The 18,168-nt window shown below is 73.8% G+C and carries 15 protein-coding genes; 5 read left to right on the forward strand and 10 right to left on the reverse strand.

What is annotated here, in order from left to right; genetic code table 11:
* Positions 1 to 19: 19 nt before the first annotated feature.
* From ACWEPF_RS09410 to ACWEPF_RS09430, 5 genes are all read right to left on the reverse strand, one after another.
* Positions 20 to 1,093, reverse strand: a complete 1,074-nt coding sequence (locus tag ACWEPF_RS09410; protein ID WP_452172092.1) for a DUF2637 domain-containing protein — start codon at positions 1,091 to 1,093, stop codon at positions 20 to 22.
* Positions 1,094 to 1,264: 171 nt separating this feature from the next.
* Positions 1,265 to 2,089 (reverse strand): (2Fe-2S)-binding protein, encoded by an 825-nt coding sequence (locus tag ACWEPF_RS09415; protein ID WP_452172093.1) that lies wholly within the window; start codon positions 2,087 to 2,089, stop codon positions 1,265 to 1,267.
* 143 nt (positions 2,090 to 2,232) lie between these two features.
* Positions 2,233 to 3,045: a hypothetical protein gene (locus ACWEPF_RS09420; RefSeq protein WP_452172179.1), complete on the reverse strand. Its 813-nt coding sequence runs from the start codon at positions 3,043 to 3,045 to the stop codon at positions 2,233 to 2,235.
* A 129-nt stretch (positions 3,046 to 3,174) separates the two neighbouring features.
* Positions 3,175 to 4,029, reverse strand: coding sequence for a hypothetical protein (locus tag ACWEPF_RS09425; protein ID WP_452172094.1), 855 nt, complete (start codon positions 4,027 to 4,029; stop codon positions 3,175 to 3,177).
* Between the two features lie 140 nt (positions 4,030 to 4,169).
* Complete coding sequence (locus tag ACWEPF_RS09430; protein WP_452172095.1) at positions 4,170 to 4,760, reverse strand: nucleotidyltransferase family protein; 591 nt, start codon at positions 4,758 to 4,760, stop codon at positions 4,170 to 4,172.
* A gap of 216 nt (positions 4,761 to 4,976) precedes the next feature.
* On the opposite strand from ACWEPF_RS09430, the gene moaA reads away from it, so the two are divergent.
* Positions 4,977 to 5,972 (forward strand): GTP 3',8-cyclase MoaA, encoded by a 996-nt coding sequence (moaA, locus tag ACWEPF_RS09435; RefSeq protein WP_345289325.1) that lies wholly within the window; start codon positions 4,977 to 4,979, stop codon positions 5,970 to 5,972.
* Between the two features lie 139 nt (positions 5,973 to 6,111).
* On the opposite strand, the gene ACWEPF_RS09440 is transcribed toward moaA, so the two are convergent.
* The 4 genes from ACWEPF_RS09440 to ACWEPF_RS09455 form a co-directional block, all read right to left on the reverse strand.
* Positions 6,112 to 7,710 (reverse strand): alpha/beta hydrolase, encoded by a 1,599-nt coding sequence (locus ACWEPF_RS09440; protein ID WP_452172096.1) that lies wholly within the window; start codon positions 7,708 to 7,710, stop codon positions 6,112 to 6,114.
* A gap of 40 nt (positions 7,711 to 7,750) precedes the next feature.
* A complete protein-coding gene (locus ACWEPF_RS09445) occupies positions 7,751 to 8,509 on the reverse strand; it encodes an HNH endonuclease family protein (RefSeq protein ID WP_452172097.1) in 759 nt (252 codons plus the stop codon).
* A gap of 162 nt (positions 8,510 to 8,671) precedes the next feature.
* The gene (locus tag ACWEPF_RS09450) at positions 8,672 to 11,020 is read right to left on the reverse strand and encodes an ArnT family glycosyltransferase (RefSeq protein WP_452172098.1); all 2,349 of its coding nucleotides are present in this window, start codon (positions 11,018 to 11,020) and stop codon (positions 8,672 to 8,674) included.
* Between the two features lie 89 nt (positions 11,021 to 11,109).
* Entirely contained in the window at positions 11,110 to 12,228 is a 1,119-nt protein-coding gene (locus ACWEPF_RS09455) for an alpha/beta hydrolase (protein WP_345289329.1), read from the reverse strand.
* A gap of 126 nt (positions 12,229 to 12,354) precedes the next feature.
* On the opposite strand from ACWEPF_RS09455, the gene ACWEPF_RS09460 reads away from it, so the two are divergent.
* The gene (locus ACWEPF_RS09460; RefSeq protein WP_452172099.1) at positions 12,355 to 13,371 is read left to right on the forward strand and encodes a LacI family DNA-binding transcriptional regulator; all 1,017 of its coding nucleotides are present in this window, start codon (positions 12,355 to 12,357) and stop codon (positions 13,369 to 13,371) included.
* A 108-nt stretch (positions 13,372 to 13,479) separates the two neighbouring features.
* On the opposite strand, the gene ACWEPF_RS09465 is transcribed toward ACWEPF_RS09460, so the two are convergent.
* Positions 13,480 to 14,865: a hypothetical protein gene (locus ACWEPF_RS09465; RefSeq protein ID WP_452172100.1), complete on the reverse strand. Its 1,386-nt coding sequence runs from the start codon at positions 14,863 to 14,865 to the stop codon at positions 13,480 to 13,482.
* 174 nt (positions 14,866 to 15,039) lie between these two features.
* Here ACWEPF_RS09465 and ACWEPF_RS09470 point away from each other — a divergent pair, with 174 nt between their 5' ends.
* Genes ACWEPF_RS09470 through ACWEPF_RS09480 form a run of 3 tightly spaced genes read left to right on the forward strand, consistent with a single transcriptional unit; the run spans position 15,040 to position 18,112 of the window.
* Complete coding sequence (locus ACWEPF_RS09470; protein ID WP_345289332.1) at positions 15,040 to 15,825, forward strand: sporulation protein; 786 nt, start codon at positions 15,040 to 15,042, stop codon at positions 15,823 to 15,825.
* A gap of 30 nt (positions 15,826 to 15,855) precedes the next feature.
* Positions 15,856 to 16,722 (forward strand): polysaccharide deacetylase family protein, encoded by an 867-nt coding sequence (locus tag ACWEPF_RS09475; protein WP_452172101.1) that lies wholly within the window; start codon positions 15,856 to 15,858, stop codon positions 16,720 to 16,722.
* Positions 16,723 to 16,759: 37 nt separating this feature from the next.
* Entirely contained in the window at positions 16,760 to 18,112 is a 1,353-nt protein-coding gene (locus tag ACWEPF_RS09480; RefSeq protein WP_452172102.1) for an acyltransferase, read from the forward strand.
* The last annotated feature ends 56 nt before the right edge of the window (positions 18,113 to 18,168 follow it).

The following is an 18,168-nucleotide window of genomic DNA, read 5'->3' on the forward strand; positions in this document are numbered from 1 at the left end:
CGCCCGGCCGGAAGGTCCGTCAGCCGAACTGCTGCTCCAGGTCCTTGAGCTTCTGCTCCAGGGAGTCCAGCCGGGGCAGCGGCATGGTCTCCTCCTCCGGCGTCAGGTCGATGCTGCGCCGGACCGGCAGCGCGCCCTCGGTGGCCGGAGCGGCGGGGGCTGTCGCCCCGGAGCCCCGGGAGCTCGGGGAGCTCGGGGAGCTCGGGGAGCTCGGCGATCCCTGCGAGTTCTGCGACGGTTCTATGACGGGCTCCGAACTTCCCGGCGTCAGCTGCCGGTTGGCCCCCCGGGCCCGCCAGGCACTGCCGGGCTGGCGCCCGATGGCGCGGATCTCGGCCCGCTCCCGGCGGCTGGCCATCCGCTGGCGCTCGCGGTCCAGCGCGGCCTGCCGCTTGTCGTCGCGGACCTCCTCGACCGCCTCGTCCAGGCTGCGCACGCCCTCCAGCAGCATCAACGACCAGGCGGCGTACGTCTCCAGGGGCGCCCGCAGCCAGCGGACCACCCGGATCTGCGGCAGCGGCCGCGGCACCAGGCCCTGCTCGCGCAGGGCGGCCCGGCGGGTCTGCTTCAGCGCGCGGTCGAAGAGGATCGCGGCCGAGAGCGACATCCCGGCGAAGAACTGCGGGGCGCCGACGTGGCCGTAACCCCTGGGCGCGTGAACCCAGTTGAACCAGGCGGAGGCGCCGGCGAACAGCCAGACCAGCAGGCGGGAGCCGAGCGCGGCGTCACCGTGGCTGGCCTCGCGGACGGCGAGCACCGAGCAGAACATCGCGGCGCCGTCCAGGCCGAACGGCACCAGGTACTCCCAGCCGCCGGAGAGCCCGAGGTTCTGCACCCCGAAGCCGACCAGGCCGTGGAAGGAGAGGGCCGCCGCCACGCCCGCGCAGCAGAAGAGCAGCGCGTAGGCGGAGACCCCGTACATCGACTCCTTGCGGCGGCGGCGCTCCTCGCTGCGCTCCCAGGAGTCCGTCGCACCGGTGGCGGCCGCGGCGGCCGCGGTCCTGGTGCGCAGGAAGGTCACCAGGACGGCGACCGCCACCAGACCGGCCACGCCCGTGACGGCCCAGCCCAGTGGAATATCGGACAGTTTCATGGCCGGAACCAGCCTCGCTTTCCCGCCTTGTGATGGCGAGTCACCACTATGGCCGATGACTGACGGCCTTTCGGCCGATTCCGGGCCAATGCACCGAGGAGAGGGAATTCCGAAGTCGTTGAATCCATACGGTCATATGAAATGGTCGAGCTGATTCCGACCCGGAACGCGCTATTCCGGACAGCTCCGCGGGCAGGTGAGACAGGTTTCTTCCGGACGCACCGTGTAGAACAGGCAGCAGCTCACCCGGGTCCTGGTCCGGGCGGCCGGGCCGTCCGTCAACCGCCTGAAGTCCGCCCCGCCGACGAACGGGCGCTCGGACGGGCCGGGCAGCAGTTCGGTCACCGCGGCGGCGGCCCGCTCCTCCTCGCCGAGCAGACCCCCGAGGAACCAGAGCCCCTCGATCACGTCGTCGGTGGCCATTCCCCACAGGGTGCGCGAGCCGCGCCGCATGGCCGGGCGGAAGGCGTTCAGCGTCGGGGTGAGCAACTCGGTCAGGGCGGAGCGGAGTTCGGCCCGCAGGGCGGCCTCGTCCGGTACCACCCGGGCGCCCGGCAGGTGGGCCGCGGGATCGTCCGGCAGGCAGGCGAAGCCGTCCGGGTCGACGGCGAGCTCCCCGGCCGCGCGGTCGATCGCCACCCGGTCGGCGGGCAGCCGGGGCACCCGGCGCTCCAGGAACCACGGCAGGGTGAAGGCCAGTGCGGCGGGCCAGACGAAGCGGTGCAGGCAGAAGCCGGCCGCCACGTCGGGCCGCAGCAGCTGCCCGTAGTCGGCCAGGGCCAGTGACTGGTCGTGGGCGATGAGCTCCTGGCGGACCGATTCCTCGCCGATCAGCGCGGTGGCGGAGACCCAGCCCGGGCCGGTGGGCAGCGGGCCCGCGAGGATCCGCAGGGCCGGGAAGACCAGGTGCTGGCGGGCGTAGCTGCCGAGCAGCGGCGGGCCGTCGGCGAGGGGGCCGGGGCCGGTGGGGCGGGCCTCGGTGCTGCTGGCGGTCATGCGGGCCCCCGGAGGTGGGCCGGCGCTCGGGGAGCCCGGGACGGCGGTACGGGCCGGCCCGCACGGGCGAGCCGGACCTGCCCGGAGTGGGTCCCACCGGGCAGGTTAGGCTCACCTTAGCTGATGCCCCTTCCGACGTCCCGTCAGCTTCCGCCGTCCGGGGGAGTCGCCGGAGCGGGCACGGTGTCCAGCCGCCGCGCGAGCCAGACCGGCACGCCGCCGAGCGCCTGCACCAGCCGGGCGGCCTCCGCCCGCAGCCGGGCCGCCTCGGCCGGCTCCGAGACCTCGGCCAACGCGGCCAGGGCCGGTGCCACCCCCACGGTGAAGCCGAGCTCCTCACGGATCGTCAGCGAGGCCCGGAAGCCCTCCCGGGCCTGTTCGGCGTCGCCCGCCGCGAGCGCCAGCGAGGCCAGGTGGCGCCAGGTGTAGGAGCGCAGGAGTTCGTCACCTCGCTCGGCCGCGCCGTCGTGCGCGCGCCGGTACGCGATCCAGGCCGCCTGCCGGTCGTGCAGCAGGTTCTCCGCCACCAGGCCGCGCCGGAAGTCCAGCAGGGGACGCCCCGGGGCGTCCGGCGGGAGCAGGGCCGAGGTCCGGCCGAGCGCGGCCTGGGCCTCGTCCAGCCGGTCCCGCGGGCCCAGCACGCTGGCCACGTAGGCCAGGAAGCCGCGCGCGCAGGCGGAGGCGGCGCGCTGGTCGGGGGAGGCGGCCAGGGCCTCCGCCGCGCGCAGCGCCTCCTCGCCCTGCTCCCAGTGCGCGGCGGTGAACATGCACTGCTCGATGAGGAGTTCGGCCCGGGCCAGGGCCGTCGAGGGGTCGTCACGGGCCGCCGGGAGGAGCAGTTCGGCGGCCTCCTGCCAACATCCCCGGGACCGTAGCCGCCAGACCGCGTCCGTCTTGCTGCCCCCCAGGGCCGTTCCGTGCTCCGACAACGCCACCTCCTTGTGCGCGGTGTCCAGCGAGCGGGCGTGGCCGCTGTGGCGGCAATTCAACACGGGGGTGAGCTTGTGCACCAGATCACGAGCGCGAGATGATCCGGAATCAGCTCCTCCTGATCGACTGGTCCAGACCGCCGGAGAGGCGGTGGATCAGGAGGTCCACCCCGTCTCCAGCAGGGCCTCCGCCGCTCCGTTGGCCGGCTGCGGGATGCCGGACTCGTCGAGGCGGAAGAGCGCGACCAGCAGTTGCTCGCCCCGCACCAGCGCCTGCTGGGTGAAGCCCGAGCGGCTGAACAGTGCCGCCGCGATCTCCTCCGCGTGCAGGGTGCGCAGCCAGAGGCACTCCACCGTGCGGAGGTCGGCCGGCGCCCCGGAGCCGTCCACCTGGGCCACCATCCGGCCGCCCAGCAGGGTGACCAGGGAGGTCTCCTGATCCTCCGTCATCTCCAGGTCGTCGAAGCCCAGCCAGCGGAGGTAGCGGGCGGCGGTGAGCACCGCGTCGTCCTCGGAGCGCACCGGGTGCGGGCGGAACGGCGGCCGGTACTCCCAGGCGGACGGCCCGCCCTGGACCGGGACGCTGGGCCGCCGGTCGGCCGGCAGCCCGTCCAGCCCGTCGAGCGCGCGGCTGTCCAACGGCCGGTGAGCGACCGGGCGTTGGTGCCCGGGGCCGGGGCCGGCGCTCTGCAGCCGGGGTGCCCGGTCCACCGGGAGGCGGACGGTGGCGCCGCAGTTGCAGGTGAACTCCGGCTGGGGCCACTGGTCGTCCCGGCCGCAGTGCGGGCAGCGCATGCTCAGCCAGGAGTCCTCCCAGGAGCGGAAGCGGATCTGCACCGGTATGCCGCCGCGCAGCAGCGGCACCCGCAGCCGGGCCCCGCAGGGGCAGGGCAGGCTCGGCGGGTCGTACAGGTGCTCGCGGCGGCAGGCCGGGCAGCGGATCGGGCTCGCACCGTGCGGCCGGTCCGCCGCCGGCTCGTCGAAGTCGTCGGGCAGCGGTGCTCCGGGCATCGTGCACACCGTCCGTTCTGGTCGCCTGGCCTGGTCGGTCCCATCGTCCCCGATCCGACCGGCCGTCGGCCCGGATATCGGCAATCCTCAGGGAGAGACCAGGGGCACGTCAGGGGCGCACGGTCCCGTCGGGCGGGGGTTCAGCCCGCGCCCCACCGGGCCAGGTCCTCCGGGGTGTCCAGGTCGTCCGGGACGGCCACGTCGCCGCACTCGACCAGCTCGACCGGATGGGCGGCGAGCAGGGCGCGGGCCCCGGCGTCGCCGACCGCACCGGCGGCCGCCTCGGCGAAGTGCCGGGCACCGATCAGCACCGGGTGGCCGCGCCGCCCGTGGTAGCCGGCGGCGGCCAGTTCCGCACCGGCCGCGTGGGCGGCGAGCAGCCGGGCCACGGCCGCCGGCGTGACGCCCGGGGTGTCGACCAGCATCACCAGGGCGGCGGTGGCGTCCGGTGGCAGAGCGGCCAGCCCGGCGCGGAGCGAGGAGCCCATGCCGCCCTCCCAGTCGGGGTTGTCCACCAGGACGCTGGCCCCGGTGTCCACGGCGGCCCGGACCTGCTCGGCGGCGGCACCCAGCACCACCACCGCTCCGGCGCAGCCGCCCTCGCGGACCACCGTCAGCGCGTGCGAGAGCAGCGGGCGCCCCTGACGGGTGATCAGCGCCTTGGGGCGCCCGCCCAGGCGGCGTCCGCCGCCCGCTGCGAGGACCAGGGCCGGGACGTTCACGGGACTCATGCCGCTGCTCTCCTCCTACGCTCGCCGGACCGCGTTGCGTGCCGTATGGCCCATCCTGCTCCACGGCGCGCCCCCGGGGGCCCGTACGGAGAGTCTGGGGCCGGTGGGGAGGACGGGGCAGTTGTGCGATCGCACAGGGCGCCGCCGCAGGTCAGCGGGGTGGGCCGGTGCTTCCGCCGCTGGTGCTCGCCGGGGGGCGGGCCCTGTACTGGGCAGATGGACACCGCACCAAGCCCGCTGGTGGACCGCTTCGGCCGGGTCCACACCGATCTGCGGGTCTCGCTCACCGACCGCTGCAACCTGCGCTGCACCTACTGCATGCCGGCCGAGGGTCTGAACTGGCTGCCCCGGGCCGAGGTGCTCACGGACGACGAGGTCGAACGGCTGGCCCGGATCGCCGTCACCCGCCTCGGCATCACCGCCCTGCGGCTGACCGGCGGCGAACCGCTGCTCCGCCGCGGCCTGCCGGGCCTGGTGGGACGGTTGAGCGTGCTCGGGGCCGAGGTCTCGCTCACGACCAACGGCATCGGGCTGGCCCGCACGGCGGCCGACCTGAAGGCCGCCGGACTGCACCGGGTCAACGTCAGCCTGGACACCCTGCGGCCCGAACGCTACGCCGAGATCACCCGCCGGGACCGGATCGCCGACGTCTTCGCGGGCCTCGCCGCCGCCCAGGCCGCCGGACTGGCGCCGGTGAAGGTCAACGCGGTCCCGGTGCGGGGCGTCAACGACGACGAGATCGTGGAGCTGGTCGAGTTCGCGGCGGAGCACGGGTACCGGATGCGGTTCATCGAGTCGATGCCGCTCGACGCGCAGGGCGCGTGGGAGCGGGACCGGATGATCACGGCGGACGAGCTGCTCGCGGTGCTGACGGAGCGTTGGGAGCTGGTGCCGGTGGGGCGGCACGGCAACGCCCCGGCAGAGGAGTGGCGGATCGCCGGGACGGACGTGGTGGTCGGGGTGATCGCCTCGGTGACGCGGCCGTTCTGCGGCGGCTGCGACCGGGTCCGGCTGACGGCCGACGGGCAGCTGCGGAACTGTCTCTTCGCGACCGAGGAGTCCGATCTGCGGGCGCTGCTGCGCGGCGGTGCCGACGACGCGGCGATCGAACGAGCCTGGCGCAACACCATCGCCCGCAAGGGCCCGGGCCACGACATCAGCTCCGCCGACTTCGTCCAGCCCGCCCGCCCCATGTCGGCCATCGGGGGTTAGTGGTCACACCAGGGGCGCGAGGAACTGCGCGGGTCGGAAGGCGGCGCACCGGCAACTGAACCACCGTCGGCCAGTTGCAGGTGCTGCCGTTCCCCTCCGCGCAGTTCCTCGCGCCCCTGGCGCGCTGCCCTGCCGGTGCTCAGTCCTTGCAGCGGGTGCCCGGGGCGGGGAGGGTGCCGGTGGTGAGGAAGGTGTTGACGGCGGTCGTGGTGCAGGGGTTCTTGTTGTAGCCGGTGTGGCCCTCGCCCTCGCGGGTGAGGAGGGTGGCGTTGCCGAGCTCGGCGGTGAGCTGCTCGGCCCAGGCGTACGGGGTGGCCGGGTCGCCGGTGGTGCCGACGACCAGGACCGGGGGTGCGCCGGGGGCCTTGGCGGGGGCGGGCTGCTCGGTGGTCCGGTAGGGCCAGCTGCGGCAGTCCGGGTCGAAGAGGTCCTCGTCGGTGTAGCGGGCCGAGATCAGCGGTGCCTCGTCGTGCAGCTTCTGCCGGGCGGCCGCGAGCTGCGCCGCGGTGGGGACGTCCGCGCCCGGGTCCGCGCAGTGGATCGCGGTGTAGGCGTCGAGCATGTTGCTGTGCTTGCCGTCCTCGCCGCGGTCGTAGTAGTCGTCGGCCATCGCCTGCAGGTAGTCGCCCTTGTCGCGGAGCATCGCCCAGCCGAGGGCGTTGCGCAGGTACTCCCAGCTGGTGGCGTTGCCGTAGAGCATGCTCAGGGTGCCGGTCCAGGCGGAGGACGAGGTGAGCGAGCGGCCGTCGGTGGTGGTCAGCGGCTCCTTCTTCAGGCCGTCGAGGAAGGCGGCCAGCTTGGCGGGCGCCTGCGCGGGGTCCTTGCCGAGGCTGCACTGCTTCTGCTGCGCGCAGTCGGCGGCGAAGGCGCGCAGGGCCTTCTCGAAGCTGATGTTCTGCTGGACGGCGTGGTCGAGCTGACTGAGCGTCGAGTCCACGGCGCCGTCGAGGACGACCCGGCCGGCCTTGTCCGGGAACTGCTCCAGGTAGCGGGAGCCCAGGTAGGTGCCGTAGGAGAAGCCGAGGTAGTTGAGCTTGGCCTCGCCCAGGGCGGCGCGCAGGACGTCCATGTCGCGGGCGGCGTCGCGGGTGCCGACGTGGGGGAGCAGCGTGCCGGAGTTGGCCCGGCAGGCGTCGGCCATGGCCTTGCCGCGGGTGCCGTCCCGGGTGTCGGTGCTGTCGAAGGCGTCCCGGGCGCGGTCGTCCATGCAGTGCACGGCGGTGCTGGCGCCGACACCGCGCGGGTCGAAGCCGACCAGGTCGTAGCTCTCGCGCAGGCCGTCCTTGCCGAACTCGGTGCCCCGTTGGACCATGCCGGCGCCGGAGCTGCCGGGGCCGCCGGGGTTGAGCACCAGCGAGCCGATCCGCTTGCCGTCCTGGGCGGTCCGGCGGCGGGACAGGGCGATCTCGATGGTCTCGCCGCCCGGGGCGGCGTAGTCCAGCGGGACGCGCAGGCGCGCGCACTCCGCGGTGGACTCGTCGAGCTTCGCGGTCTTCGGGTCGTCCGTGCAGGCGGCCCAGGCCAACTGCTGGCCGTAGTACGGCTTGAGCGCGGGATCGGCCTCGCCGGTCGGCTTCGGGGTCGGGCTGGGGCTCGCAGCCGTGGTGGGGGTCTGCGTCGGGCTCGCGGAGCTGCTCGGCGCCGCCGTCTCGGTGCCGGAGGTGCACCCGGCGAGCAGGGCGGCCGCCAGGGCGACGGGGAGCAGGCGGCCGGAGAGCCGGGCGGTGTCGGTGATCACCGCCCATGGCTATCATCCGATCGCCCTGGTGATCATCTCGTTATCCGCCGCAGAGGCCCAGCATGGTCTTCTTGTCGGCCGGGACCACCGGGAGCTGGTACTTGAGGGAGACCTGGGCGAAGCGGACCGCGTAGGAGCAGCGGACCGCCTCGTTGGCCGGGAGCCAGGCGGAGGGGCCGGAGTCGCCCTTGGAGGCGTTCTGCGAGCCGTCGGCGGGGATCAGGTTGAGCGGGTCGTTGGCGATCTGGACGCGCTTGGCCTTGGTCCAGGCGGAGGCGCCCTGCTTCCAGTCGTAGGAGAGCGGCATCACGTGGTCGATCTGGATCTTCGTGGCCTGCTGCTTGGTCCACTGCACCGTCTGCCCGGTGTAGGGGTCGTAGATGGTCATCCCGGTGACCACGCAGGCGGAGCCGTCCTTGCGGGCCACGGACCGGCCGTCGCGGGCGAGCAGGTCGTCGCGGGTGCCGCAGTCGTTGTGGCCGAACGGGACGCCGTCGACGTTGTCCGTCCACGGCGGGCCGAACTGGTCGCGGTCGTACCCGGCTTGGGAGCCGGGCTCGGCGGTGGTGACCTTGGCGATCAGGTCGCGGGCGGCCTTCCTGTCCGCGTCGGTGGTGATCGGGGCCAGGCCGGGCTTGGTGCCGTCCGGGTTCTGCAGCGGGTTGGTGCCCAGGGCGGCGCCGTCGGCGGAGGAGGGGGCCTTGTCCTGGGAGGAGCCGGAGGGGCCGCAGGCGGCGAGGGCCGGGGCGAGCAGCAGGAGCAGGGCGGTCGCGGTGAGTGTGGTCCTGCGGGCGCGCACGTTTCTTCCCCCGGGTCGGTGGTGCGGTCGGTGACGGTGCACCAGCACAGCAGCCGCCTCACGGGGGGTCAAGTCGGCGCGACGGCGCGTCGGAACGGAGTGTGCAAGCACACACGCGCCCCTCGGCGGGGGAGCCGCCGAGGGGCGCGTGGTGGTGGGCCGTCAGCCCTTGGGCTGGGCCGTCAGGTCGTAGAGCGTGGTGGAGCCGACGGTCTTGGCGGTGAAGTTCTCCGTCACCCAGGAGGCGATCTCGGAGGACCAGTTGGAGCCGCCCATGCCGCCGCCGCCCATGCCGCCGCCGCCGATGAACCAGTGCACCTTGCCGTCGGTGACGTACTGCTTGAACTGCTCCAGGGAGAGGGAGGGGTCCGAGCCGTTGAAGCCGCCGAGCGCCATCACCGGTTCGCCGCTGGCGAGTTGGTAGCTGGCCTGGTTCTGGGAGCCGACCGCGGCGGCCGTCCAGGTGTACTTGTCGGCGTCCTGCCTGAGCAGCTGGGCCACCTCGTCGCTGACCTTGGCGCCGTTGAGCAGGCCACCCATGCCGCCGGTGCTGAAGCCGAACCGGGCCTCGCCGCCGCCGGGGAGCTGGCCGCCGCCCTGGGGGAACTGGCCGGTGCCGCCCGGGAGTTGGCCGCCGCCCTGCGGGAGCTGGCCGTTGCCGCCCGGGAACTGCCCCGTGCCGCCCGGGAACTGCCCCGTGCCGCCCGGGAACTGCCCCGTGCCGCCCGGGAACTGCCCCGTGCCGCCCGGGAACTGGCCGCGCCCGGTGCCGCCCTGCGGGAAGCCCCCGCCGTCGCCGTTCATCCGCATCCGGGGCCCGCCGCCGCCCGGCCCGAAGCCGTTGCCGCCCTCGACCCGGGGGCCGGCCGTCACGATGGAGCCGGTGTGCGGGGTCGCGACGGTCTCGACCGCGTAGGCCGCCGGACCGCCGAGGGCCGCCGCCAGGGCGGCCAGGCCGGCCACCGCGCCGAGCCGGGCGCCGGTGCGGCCGGGCAGGGTCAGCACGGGGGCGAGGGCCAGCACGAGCGCCGCCACCAGGCCGACGGCGAGCACGGCCCAGCGCAGCCACGGGAGGAACTCGGAGCTGCGGCCGAGCAGGACGTACGCCCAGACCGCCGTGACGGCTACGGTCAGCGCCAGCAGGGTCGCGTACGGGACCCTGGCCCGGGCTCGCCAGAGGCCGTCCGCGCCCATGCCGACCAGGGCGGCGACCGCCGGGGCGAGGGCCACGGTGTAGTACTGGTGGAAGATCCCGGACATGAAGCTGAAGGTCAGGCCGGTGCAGAGCAGCCAGCCGCCCCAGACCAGGAAGGCGGTGCGGGCGCCGTCGGTGCGCGGTGCGCGGCGGGTGGCCCAGAGGCCGAGCAGCAGCAGGATCAGGGCGGCCGGCAGCAGCCAGGCGATCTGGCCGCCGATGTCGCCGTCGAACAGCCGGCTGATGCCGGTGCTGCCCCACATGCCGCCGCCCTGCCCGCCGCCGGGGCGGCCTCCGCCGCCGACGCTGCCGGTCTCCTCGCCGGTGATCCGGCCGAGGCCGTTGTAGCCGAAGGTGACGGAGAGGAAGTCGTTGTCCTGCGAGCCGCCGATGTAGGGGCGTGAGGAGGCCGGGACCAGCTCGACGACGGCCACCCACCAGCCGGCGGAGACGATCAACGCCAGCGCGCCGTAGAGCAGTTGGACCACCCGTCGGCCGAGACCGGTGGGTGCGACCACCAGGTACACCAGGGCGAGGGCGGGCAGCACCAGGAAGGCCTGGAGGGTCTTGGTGAGGAAGCCGAAGCCGAGCATCACGCCGACGAACACCAGCCAGCGGGTGCTCGCGGTCTCGGTGGCCCGGACGGTGCCGTAGGCGGCCAGGGTGAGCAGCAGCACCAGCAGCGCGTCCGGGTTGTTGAAGCGGAACATCAGCGCGGCCACCGGGGTGAGCGCCAGCACCGCCCCGGCCACCAGGCCGCCGAGCGGGGAGAAGCGGCGGCGCACCGTCGCGTACACGGTGGCCACGGTGCCCACCGCCATCAGGACCTGGGGCATCAGCAGGCTGAAGGAGTTGAGGCCGAACACCCGGGCGGAGAGCGCCATCGGCCAGAGCGACATCGGCGCCTTGTCGACGGTGATGAAGTTGGCCGCGTCGGAGGAGCCGTAGAAGAAGGCCTTCCAGCTCTGCGAACCGGCCTGCACGGCCGCCGAGTAGAAGGAGTTGGCCCAGCCGTTGGCGGTCAGGTTCCAGAAGTAGAGGACCGCGGTCAGGGCCAGCAGGCCGAGCAGCGCCGGGCGGGCCCAGGCCGGGTCGTCGGGGCGGCCGCGCCAGGTGCGGGCCGGGAGGGTGGCCAGCCGGGCGGACCAGGTGGCCGGGCCCTCGGGGCCGGTGGCCGGCAGCGGAAGGGAGGGGAAGAGCGGGGGGACCTCGGCCCGGGCCGGTGGCGTCGGGGCGGCGGGCGGCTCCGGCGGCGGGTAGTTCGCAGCCTCGGGCCACGGTTCGCTGGTCGGAGGTGGGGAACTGGTCGTGGTCATGGGGATACGCTCGGGCGTCCCCCTGAGATTCCGATGAGGGGCGGCTGTGAGCCGCTTTCAAATCCGGCCGCCCCGTTCCCCGGCGGGACTCAGGCGGACTGAACCTGCGTCAGGTGCTTGCCGAGCCACTCCAGCGCGGGCGGGATCTCCCTGGTCCAGGTGTGGAAGTTGTGGCCGCCGCTGTCCAGGGTGATGGTCGCCATCCGGGTCGGCGCCTTGAAGTTGGCGACCATCTCCTTGGTGGCCTGGTAGTTGTACTCGTTGTAGCTGGTGGCCAGCAGCAGCGAGACCGCCGGGGCGGGCCGGTTCTTCAGCAGCCAGACCAGGTCGTTCTCCTTCTTCAGCTGCTCGTCCCCCTCGAACAGGTCGCCGGTGGTGGCGTCGATCGGGGTGGTGTAGTAGCCGGAGAGCGAGATCGCCGTGCGGTACGAGTCCGGCTTGCGCAGTGCGAACTTGAGGGCGCAGTACCCGCCGGTGGAGTTGCCGATCGCGACCCGCTGGTCGGGCTGGTCCGACACCCGGTAGGAGGCGGCGACCGCCTTCGGCAGGTCCTCGGTGAAGTACGTCTCCACCTGCGGGCCGCGCGGGACGTCGACGCACTCGGTGTCCCGGTTGCCGACCACGGTCGGACGCATCATCACCAGCACGGTCGGCGGCAGCTTGCCGGACTCGATCGCGGCCAGCGTGGAGGCCGGGTACTCCAGCAGCGAGATCAGCTTCTCGGCCGACCCCGGGTAGCCGGAGAGCACCAGCGCCATCGGGAACCTGCGGTGGTCGTAGTCGGTCTGGAAGTACTGCGGCGGCAGGTAGACGTAGGCGTCGCCGCTGATGCCGGACTTGGCGCCCTTGATGGTGACCTGCTGGATCACCCCGGCCCGCTCGCGGGAGGAGCCCTGCGAGGAGTACACCTTCTGCTCCCCGCGCAGCGCCACCGCCTTGCCGGGCTGCTGCTCCACCACCACGCCGGGGCTGCCGCTGGTGCCGAGCAGGTCGGTCCAGCTGGTGTAGAAGCCGAAGTAGGAGTTGGCCACCAGGCCCATCGCGGCCAGCAGGGCGACCTGCGCCACCAGGAAGGCGCCGATCCGCCCGGCCCAGGCCTTCCACCCCTTCCCCGCGAGCCGCGGCCAGAGCCACATGGTGAGCACGAACGCCACCACCGCGAGGACGACGGCGACGATCTGGATCGGGGTTCCGGTCAAGCTGGGCACTTGCTGATCGTAGATGAGAGATTCCTGTGTCCGGTGCTCCGGGGCCCCGGACTGCCCCGTTCCGCACCGGGTCTGCCCCCGCGATCACGCCGGGACTGCCCTCCCGCTCGTGCTATAAACGGCCGCATGAGCGAAGCCCTGGCGCGGCGGCCCGCGACGCTGGAGGACGTGGCCCGGGAGGCGGGGGTCTCGCGATCGACCGTCTCACGGGTGATCAACAACATCCGGAACGTGGACCCCGAGCTCCAACAGGTGGTCCGGGACGCGGTGGCCGCCACCGGTTACGTCCCCAACGCGGCCGCCCGCGCCCTGGTGACCAGACGGGCCGGGGCGGTGGCGCTGGTCTTCTCCGGTGCGCCCGGGCAGGGCGAGATCTTCACCGACCCCTTCTTCGGACGGGTCGTCAGCGGAGTGATCGGTGCGCTGCGCCCGCTCGGCGTGCACCCCGTGCTGATGCTGGCGGACGACGCGGCGGCCCGCGAGGAGGTGCTCTCCTTCCTCCGGCAGGGCAACGCCGACGGCGCGATGCTGGTCTCCACCCGGGCCGGGGACCCGCTGCCCGGCCGACTGGTGGAGGCCGGGCTGCCCGTGGTGGTCTTCGGCAGCCCGCCGGAGGGCCTGGCCGACGGGCTGAGCTGGGTCGACCTGGCCAACGTGGAGGGCGGCCGACTGGCCGCCGGGCACCTGCGCGACCGCGGCTGCCGCCGGATCGTCTCCATCGCCGGGCCCTCCGCGATCTCCGCCGGGCGGGACCGGGAGGCGGGGGTGCGCGAGGTGCTCGGTGACCTGCCGTCGGCCGAGGGCGACTTCGGGCAGGCCAGCGGGGCGGCGGCGATGGCGCGGCTGCTCGCCGCGCACCCGGACCTGGACGGTGTGGTGGCCGCCAACGACCTGATGGCCCGGGGCGCGGTCGCGGTGCTCGCCGAGCACGGGCGGCGGGTGCCGCAGGACGTGGCGGTGGTGGGCTTCGACGACAGCAGTGCGGCCACCGGCGGGCTGCCCCTGCTGTCGACGGTCCGTCAGCCGGTGGAGCGGATGGCCGCCGAGATGGCCCGCATCCTGCTGGAACGCGTCGCCGACCCGGCGGCCGGGCCCGCCTCGGTGGTCTTCGAACCGGAGCTCGTCGTCCGCGACTCCGCCTGACCGCCGAGGGCCGGAAGGGGAACGGCAGCACGTGCAACTGGCTGACGTGCCCCGATCTCACGCCGGTCCGCCTTCCGGACTCGCGCAGTTCCTCGCGCCCCTGACGGGTCAGGTCACGCAGAAGCCGTAGGTGCGGGAGCCGAACTCGCGGCCGTCGGCCGTCCTCGCGCGGACGTCGAGGTAGTGGTCACCGCTCTCGGTGGGGGTCCAGGTGGTGAGGGTGGCCCGGCCGTGGTGGCGGGCCGGGAGGGTGTGCTCCTCGCCGCCGTCGACGGAGTAGACGTAGGAGACCACGCCGGGCGCGTGCGGGGTGAAGGTGAAGGTGCCCGGGGTGCCGACGCCGCCGCCGCACCGGTTCTCCGGGTAGACCGCCGAGCCGACGCCGGTGGCGACCGCCTCGCCGCTGAACCACCAACGCTCGTCGCTGATCCAGCCGTTGGCGCTCCGGCTGGACACCCGGAGGCTGGTCCCCTCGGTCAGCAGGACCGGAAGGACGGCCGTGCCGTCCTTCCTCGCCGCCACCTCGACCGTCCGGGTGTCGTCCTCCGACTCGATCTCCACCGCGTAGGAGACGATCCGGCTGACGGACTGCGCGTGCGCGTTCGGGGTCAGCCGCAGCGGCACGGTGGTGCCCAACTCGACCAGCGGCGGGACGGCCGCGACGGACGGGGCGGTGGACCGCAGGTTGAACTGGTAGGTCACCCGGGAGGACTGGTTCATGGACCGGTCGAGGCTCACCACCGTGAGGGTGTGGCGGGAGAACCAGCCGGCCGGCGGCAGCAGCTTGACGGTGGCCCGGCCGCCGAGCCGGTCGGCGCGGACGTAGTGGTCGGCGTCGGCGTACGGGTCGGTGGGCTTGGGGATGCCGTATTGGCCGATCGCGGTGCCGTGCACCGGCAGCTCGCCCCAGGAGAACTCGAACCCGGCCACGTCCCCCGTGCCGTTGGCGTCGAAGGTGAACTCGACCGGCTCGCCGCCGTCGCTCCACTGGCCCTCGGGGTAGTTCGAGGAGGTGACCAGCGGCGCGGTGGCCGGGCGGGTGTTGTCGACGGCGAAGTAGCACGGTGCGGACCAGCCGGAGACCTCGCTCCCGGCCACGCTGCGCACCGCCCAGCCGTAGGTGGGGCCCTCCGTGAGCGCCGCCATCGGCACGGTGACCGGGGCCTCGAAGCGGGTGCTCACCTCGGTGCTGGTGAGGGTGGCGGTCCGGGCCGGGTCCTCGACGGGCCAGAACCGGTACTCGGCGGCCAGGTAGGGGTGCCCGGTGGGGTCGGTGTGCTGCGGGACTCCCATCAGCTCGACCCCGTTGCCACCCCACAGACGGGTGGGGGCTCCGGGCGCGGTGGAGCAGAAGTTCAGCCCGTTGAACAGGTCGGTGGGAACGGCCGGCGCGCCGGTGGTGGCACCGGCCGGAGGTGCGGTGAGCAGGACGAGCGCGAACGTTCCGGCTGAGGCCAGTGCCGTGCGCACCCTGGAACCGGTGAATCCGGTCATGTGTGATTTCCTCCCCCGTGGAAGGCCCGTTTCGGCTGGCCGGGGGAAATGTTAGGTGAATTCCCTTGCTGTTCAAGGGAATTGATCGTAACAATGCCGCACCGATGGGTCGGGACTTCCGACATTCGGGGATGAGGTGGGAGACTCGGGGCAGATCCGATGAGAGGAAGCGCGATGGGATTCAAGCGACTGCTGGCCGGTCTCGGGGCCGGTGGTGCCTCGGTGGAGACGGTCCTCGCCGACCCGAACGTGCTGCCCGGAGGCACGCTCCACGGTGAGGTGCGGATCCAGGGCGGCAAGGTGGACCAGCGGATCGAGGGGCTGACCCTCAGCCTCCAGGCCCGGGTCGAGGTGGAGAGCGGCGAGGGCGAGCACCACCAGGACATCCGCTTCCAGCCGACCCGGCTCGGCGGGGAGTTCGAGCTCAAGGAGGGCGCGCTGCACGCCGTGCCGTTCGCGATCCCGGTGCCGTGGGAGACGCCGGTGACGGCGGTCGGCGGGCAGCAGCTTCGCGGCATGGTGCTCGGCGTGCACACCGAGCTGGCGATCGACCGCGCGGTGGACGCGGGCGACCTCGACCCGATCGTGGTCCACCCGCTCCCGGTGCAGCAGGCGATCCTGGACGCGTTCGGCCGGCTCGGCTTCGGTTTCCGGAGCGCGGACCTGGAGCGCGGCCACATCCGCAACACCCGCCAGCGGCTGCCGTTCTACCAGGAGATCGAGTTCTTCGCGCCGCAGCAGCAGTACCCGGGCCTGAACCAGGTCGAGCTCTCCTTCGTGGCGGACGAGCACGCGGTGGACGTGGTGCTGGAGATGGACAAGAAGGGCGGCCTCTTCACCGAGGGGTCCGACACCTTCCGCTCCTTCACCGTCGCGCACGCGGACGTGAACGCCACGGACTGGGCCGGGTACCTGCACCAGTGGCTCCATTCGGTGGGCGGCCAGCGCGGCTGGCTCTGATCCGACCGGTCCCGCGCCTACGGTGACGGGATGTCAGTGAGTCGCAGGGCGCTCCTCGGCGGGGTGACGGTGGGCCTGGTGGCTGCCTGCGGCGGCCCGGTGACGGCACCACCGTCACCCGCCGCGTCCTCGGCCCCGCCGTCCTCCGCCCCGCCGAGCCCGTCGCCGAGCCCGTCGCCCGCGCCCCCGCCGACCCGGGCGGAGGTGGTCGCCCGGTACGGCGGGCAGCCCGCCGGGCGCTGGGGGACGGACGTGCCCGGCGTGCTCGACCGCCTGGCGGGGGAGGAGGTCGCACTCACCTTCGACGCCTGCGGCGGCCCCGGGGGCAGCGGGTGCGACGAGGCGCTGCTGCGGACGCTGCGTCAGCACGCCGTGCCCGCCACCCTGTTCGTGAACGCGCGCTGGCTGGCGGCCGATCCGGGGCGGGCCCGGGAGCTGGCCGCCGATCCGCTGTTCGAGCTGGCCAACCACGGCACCGCGCACCGCCCGCTCTCGGTGGACGGCCGCTCCGCGTACGGGATCGCCGGGACCCGGGACGTCGGCGAGGTCTACGACGAGGTGGCCGCCAACCACCAGGGGCTGGCCGAACTGACCGGCCGTCCGCCGCGCTTCTTCCGCTCCGGCACCGCGCACTACGACGAGACCGCCGTCCGGGTGGTCGGTGAGCTGGGCGAGCGGGTGGCCGGGTTCACCGTGAACGCCGACGCGGGGGCCACCTTCAGTGCTGGCCAGGTGCGGCAGGCGCTGGCTGCGGTCGGCCCCGGGGCGATCGTGATCGCGCACGTCAACCGGCCCGGGCACGGCACCGCCGCCGGCTTCGCCGCCGTGCTGCCGGAACTGCTCGGTGCCGGGCGGAGGTTCGTACGCCTCTCGAATGGTGTAGACCACCTGGGTTAGCCGCTATCGTGCCGGTCAACCACCGGGAGGGCCAGCCATGACCACCACCAGTACCACCACCGAGCGAGTGCGCACCGTCCGGGCCGGGACGGCCTCCGGCGAGGTGATCCGCTGCGGGGTCTCCGACGCGATGCTGGCCGAGCTGGCGGTCTCCGTCGTCTTCTTCTACGACCGCCCGCTGGACGAGCAGCGGCTCGCGGACGGCCTGGCGGTGGCGCTGGGCCGGGTGCCGATGTTCGCCGGACGGCTGCGGAGCACCGGTGCGGACCTGGAGATCGTCTGCTCCGACGCGGGCGTCCCGATGGTCTCGGCGGACGCCCCCGAGGCCCTGGGCGAGGCGCTCGGCCGGATGACCCTGGCGGCCTCCGGGTACGTCGACCACGTCGCCGCCCAGGCCGTTCACGAGGGCGAACTCCCGCTGTTCACCGTCCGGTTGACCCGCCTCGCGGACGGCGGGACGGCGCTGGGATGCTCCTGGCACCACGTGCTCGGGGACGTCCAGACCTTCATGACCCTGATGCGGGCCTGGTCGGCGGCGGTGCACGGCGCCGAGCTGCCGGAGGTGCTGCCGGTCGAGGACCGGGAGGCGTACCTGGCCTCGGTGCTGCCCGAGCGGGACTCCGGGCGGCTGGGGTTCAGGATCCCCGGGCCTGAGGAGGCGGAGCTGCTGGGCCGGGAGTTCGCGGTCGCGGCCCGGGCCAACCGCACCGTGCAGGTGTACTTCACCGACGCCGAAGTCGCCCGGCTGCGGGCCGGGTTCGAGGAGTCGGCGGGGCGCCGGCTGTCGGTCAACGACGTGCTCTGCGCCCATGTGGTCACCGCGGTCCGTCGACTGGACGAGGACCACGAGGCCCGCACCCTGGTGCTGCCGGTGAACGTGCGCCGCCACCTGGGCCTGCCGGCCGGCGGTCTGGGCAACGTGCTGGGGGAGATCGTGCTGAGCTGCCCGGCCGACGCCGATCCGGCCGCGCTGGCCGCCGAGATCCGGGCCGGGGTGGAGGGCTTCCTCACCGACCACCTCAGCCTGCGGACCAACCGTGACTTCCTCGCCGGGCTCGGCCGGGAGCGGCTGCGCGAGTGCGTCCCGCTCGGCTTCGACCCGGGAGCCAAGACCTTCACCCTCTCCACCTGGTCCCGCTCCGGGGTCTACGAGCTGGCCTTCGAGGGGCACCGGCCGATCGCCTTCAGCCCGGCCGCCAGCGTCCAACTCCCCTGGGTTTCCTGGCTGGTGGAGGGTTTCGAGGGGAGCGGTCACCTGCTCACCGTCTCGCTGCCGGTCCGGCTGGCCGGCCGGCTGCGCACCGAGGCGGGGCAGGCCCTGCTGCACTCGCACCGGGCGGCCGACGAGCAACTCCCGGCGATCGCGCGGCAGATGAAGAAGCTGGCCTGACCGCAGGCCGCCGGCCCGCCCCCACCTCCGCCGAGGTGGGGGCGGGCCGCCGCGTC

This window comes from Kitasatospora sp. NPDC004289 (genome assembly GCF_053602875.1).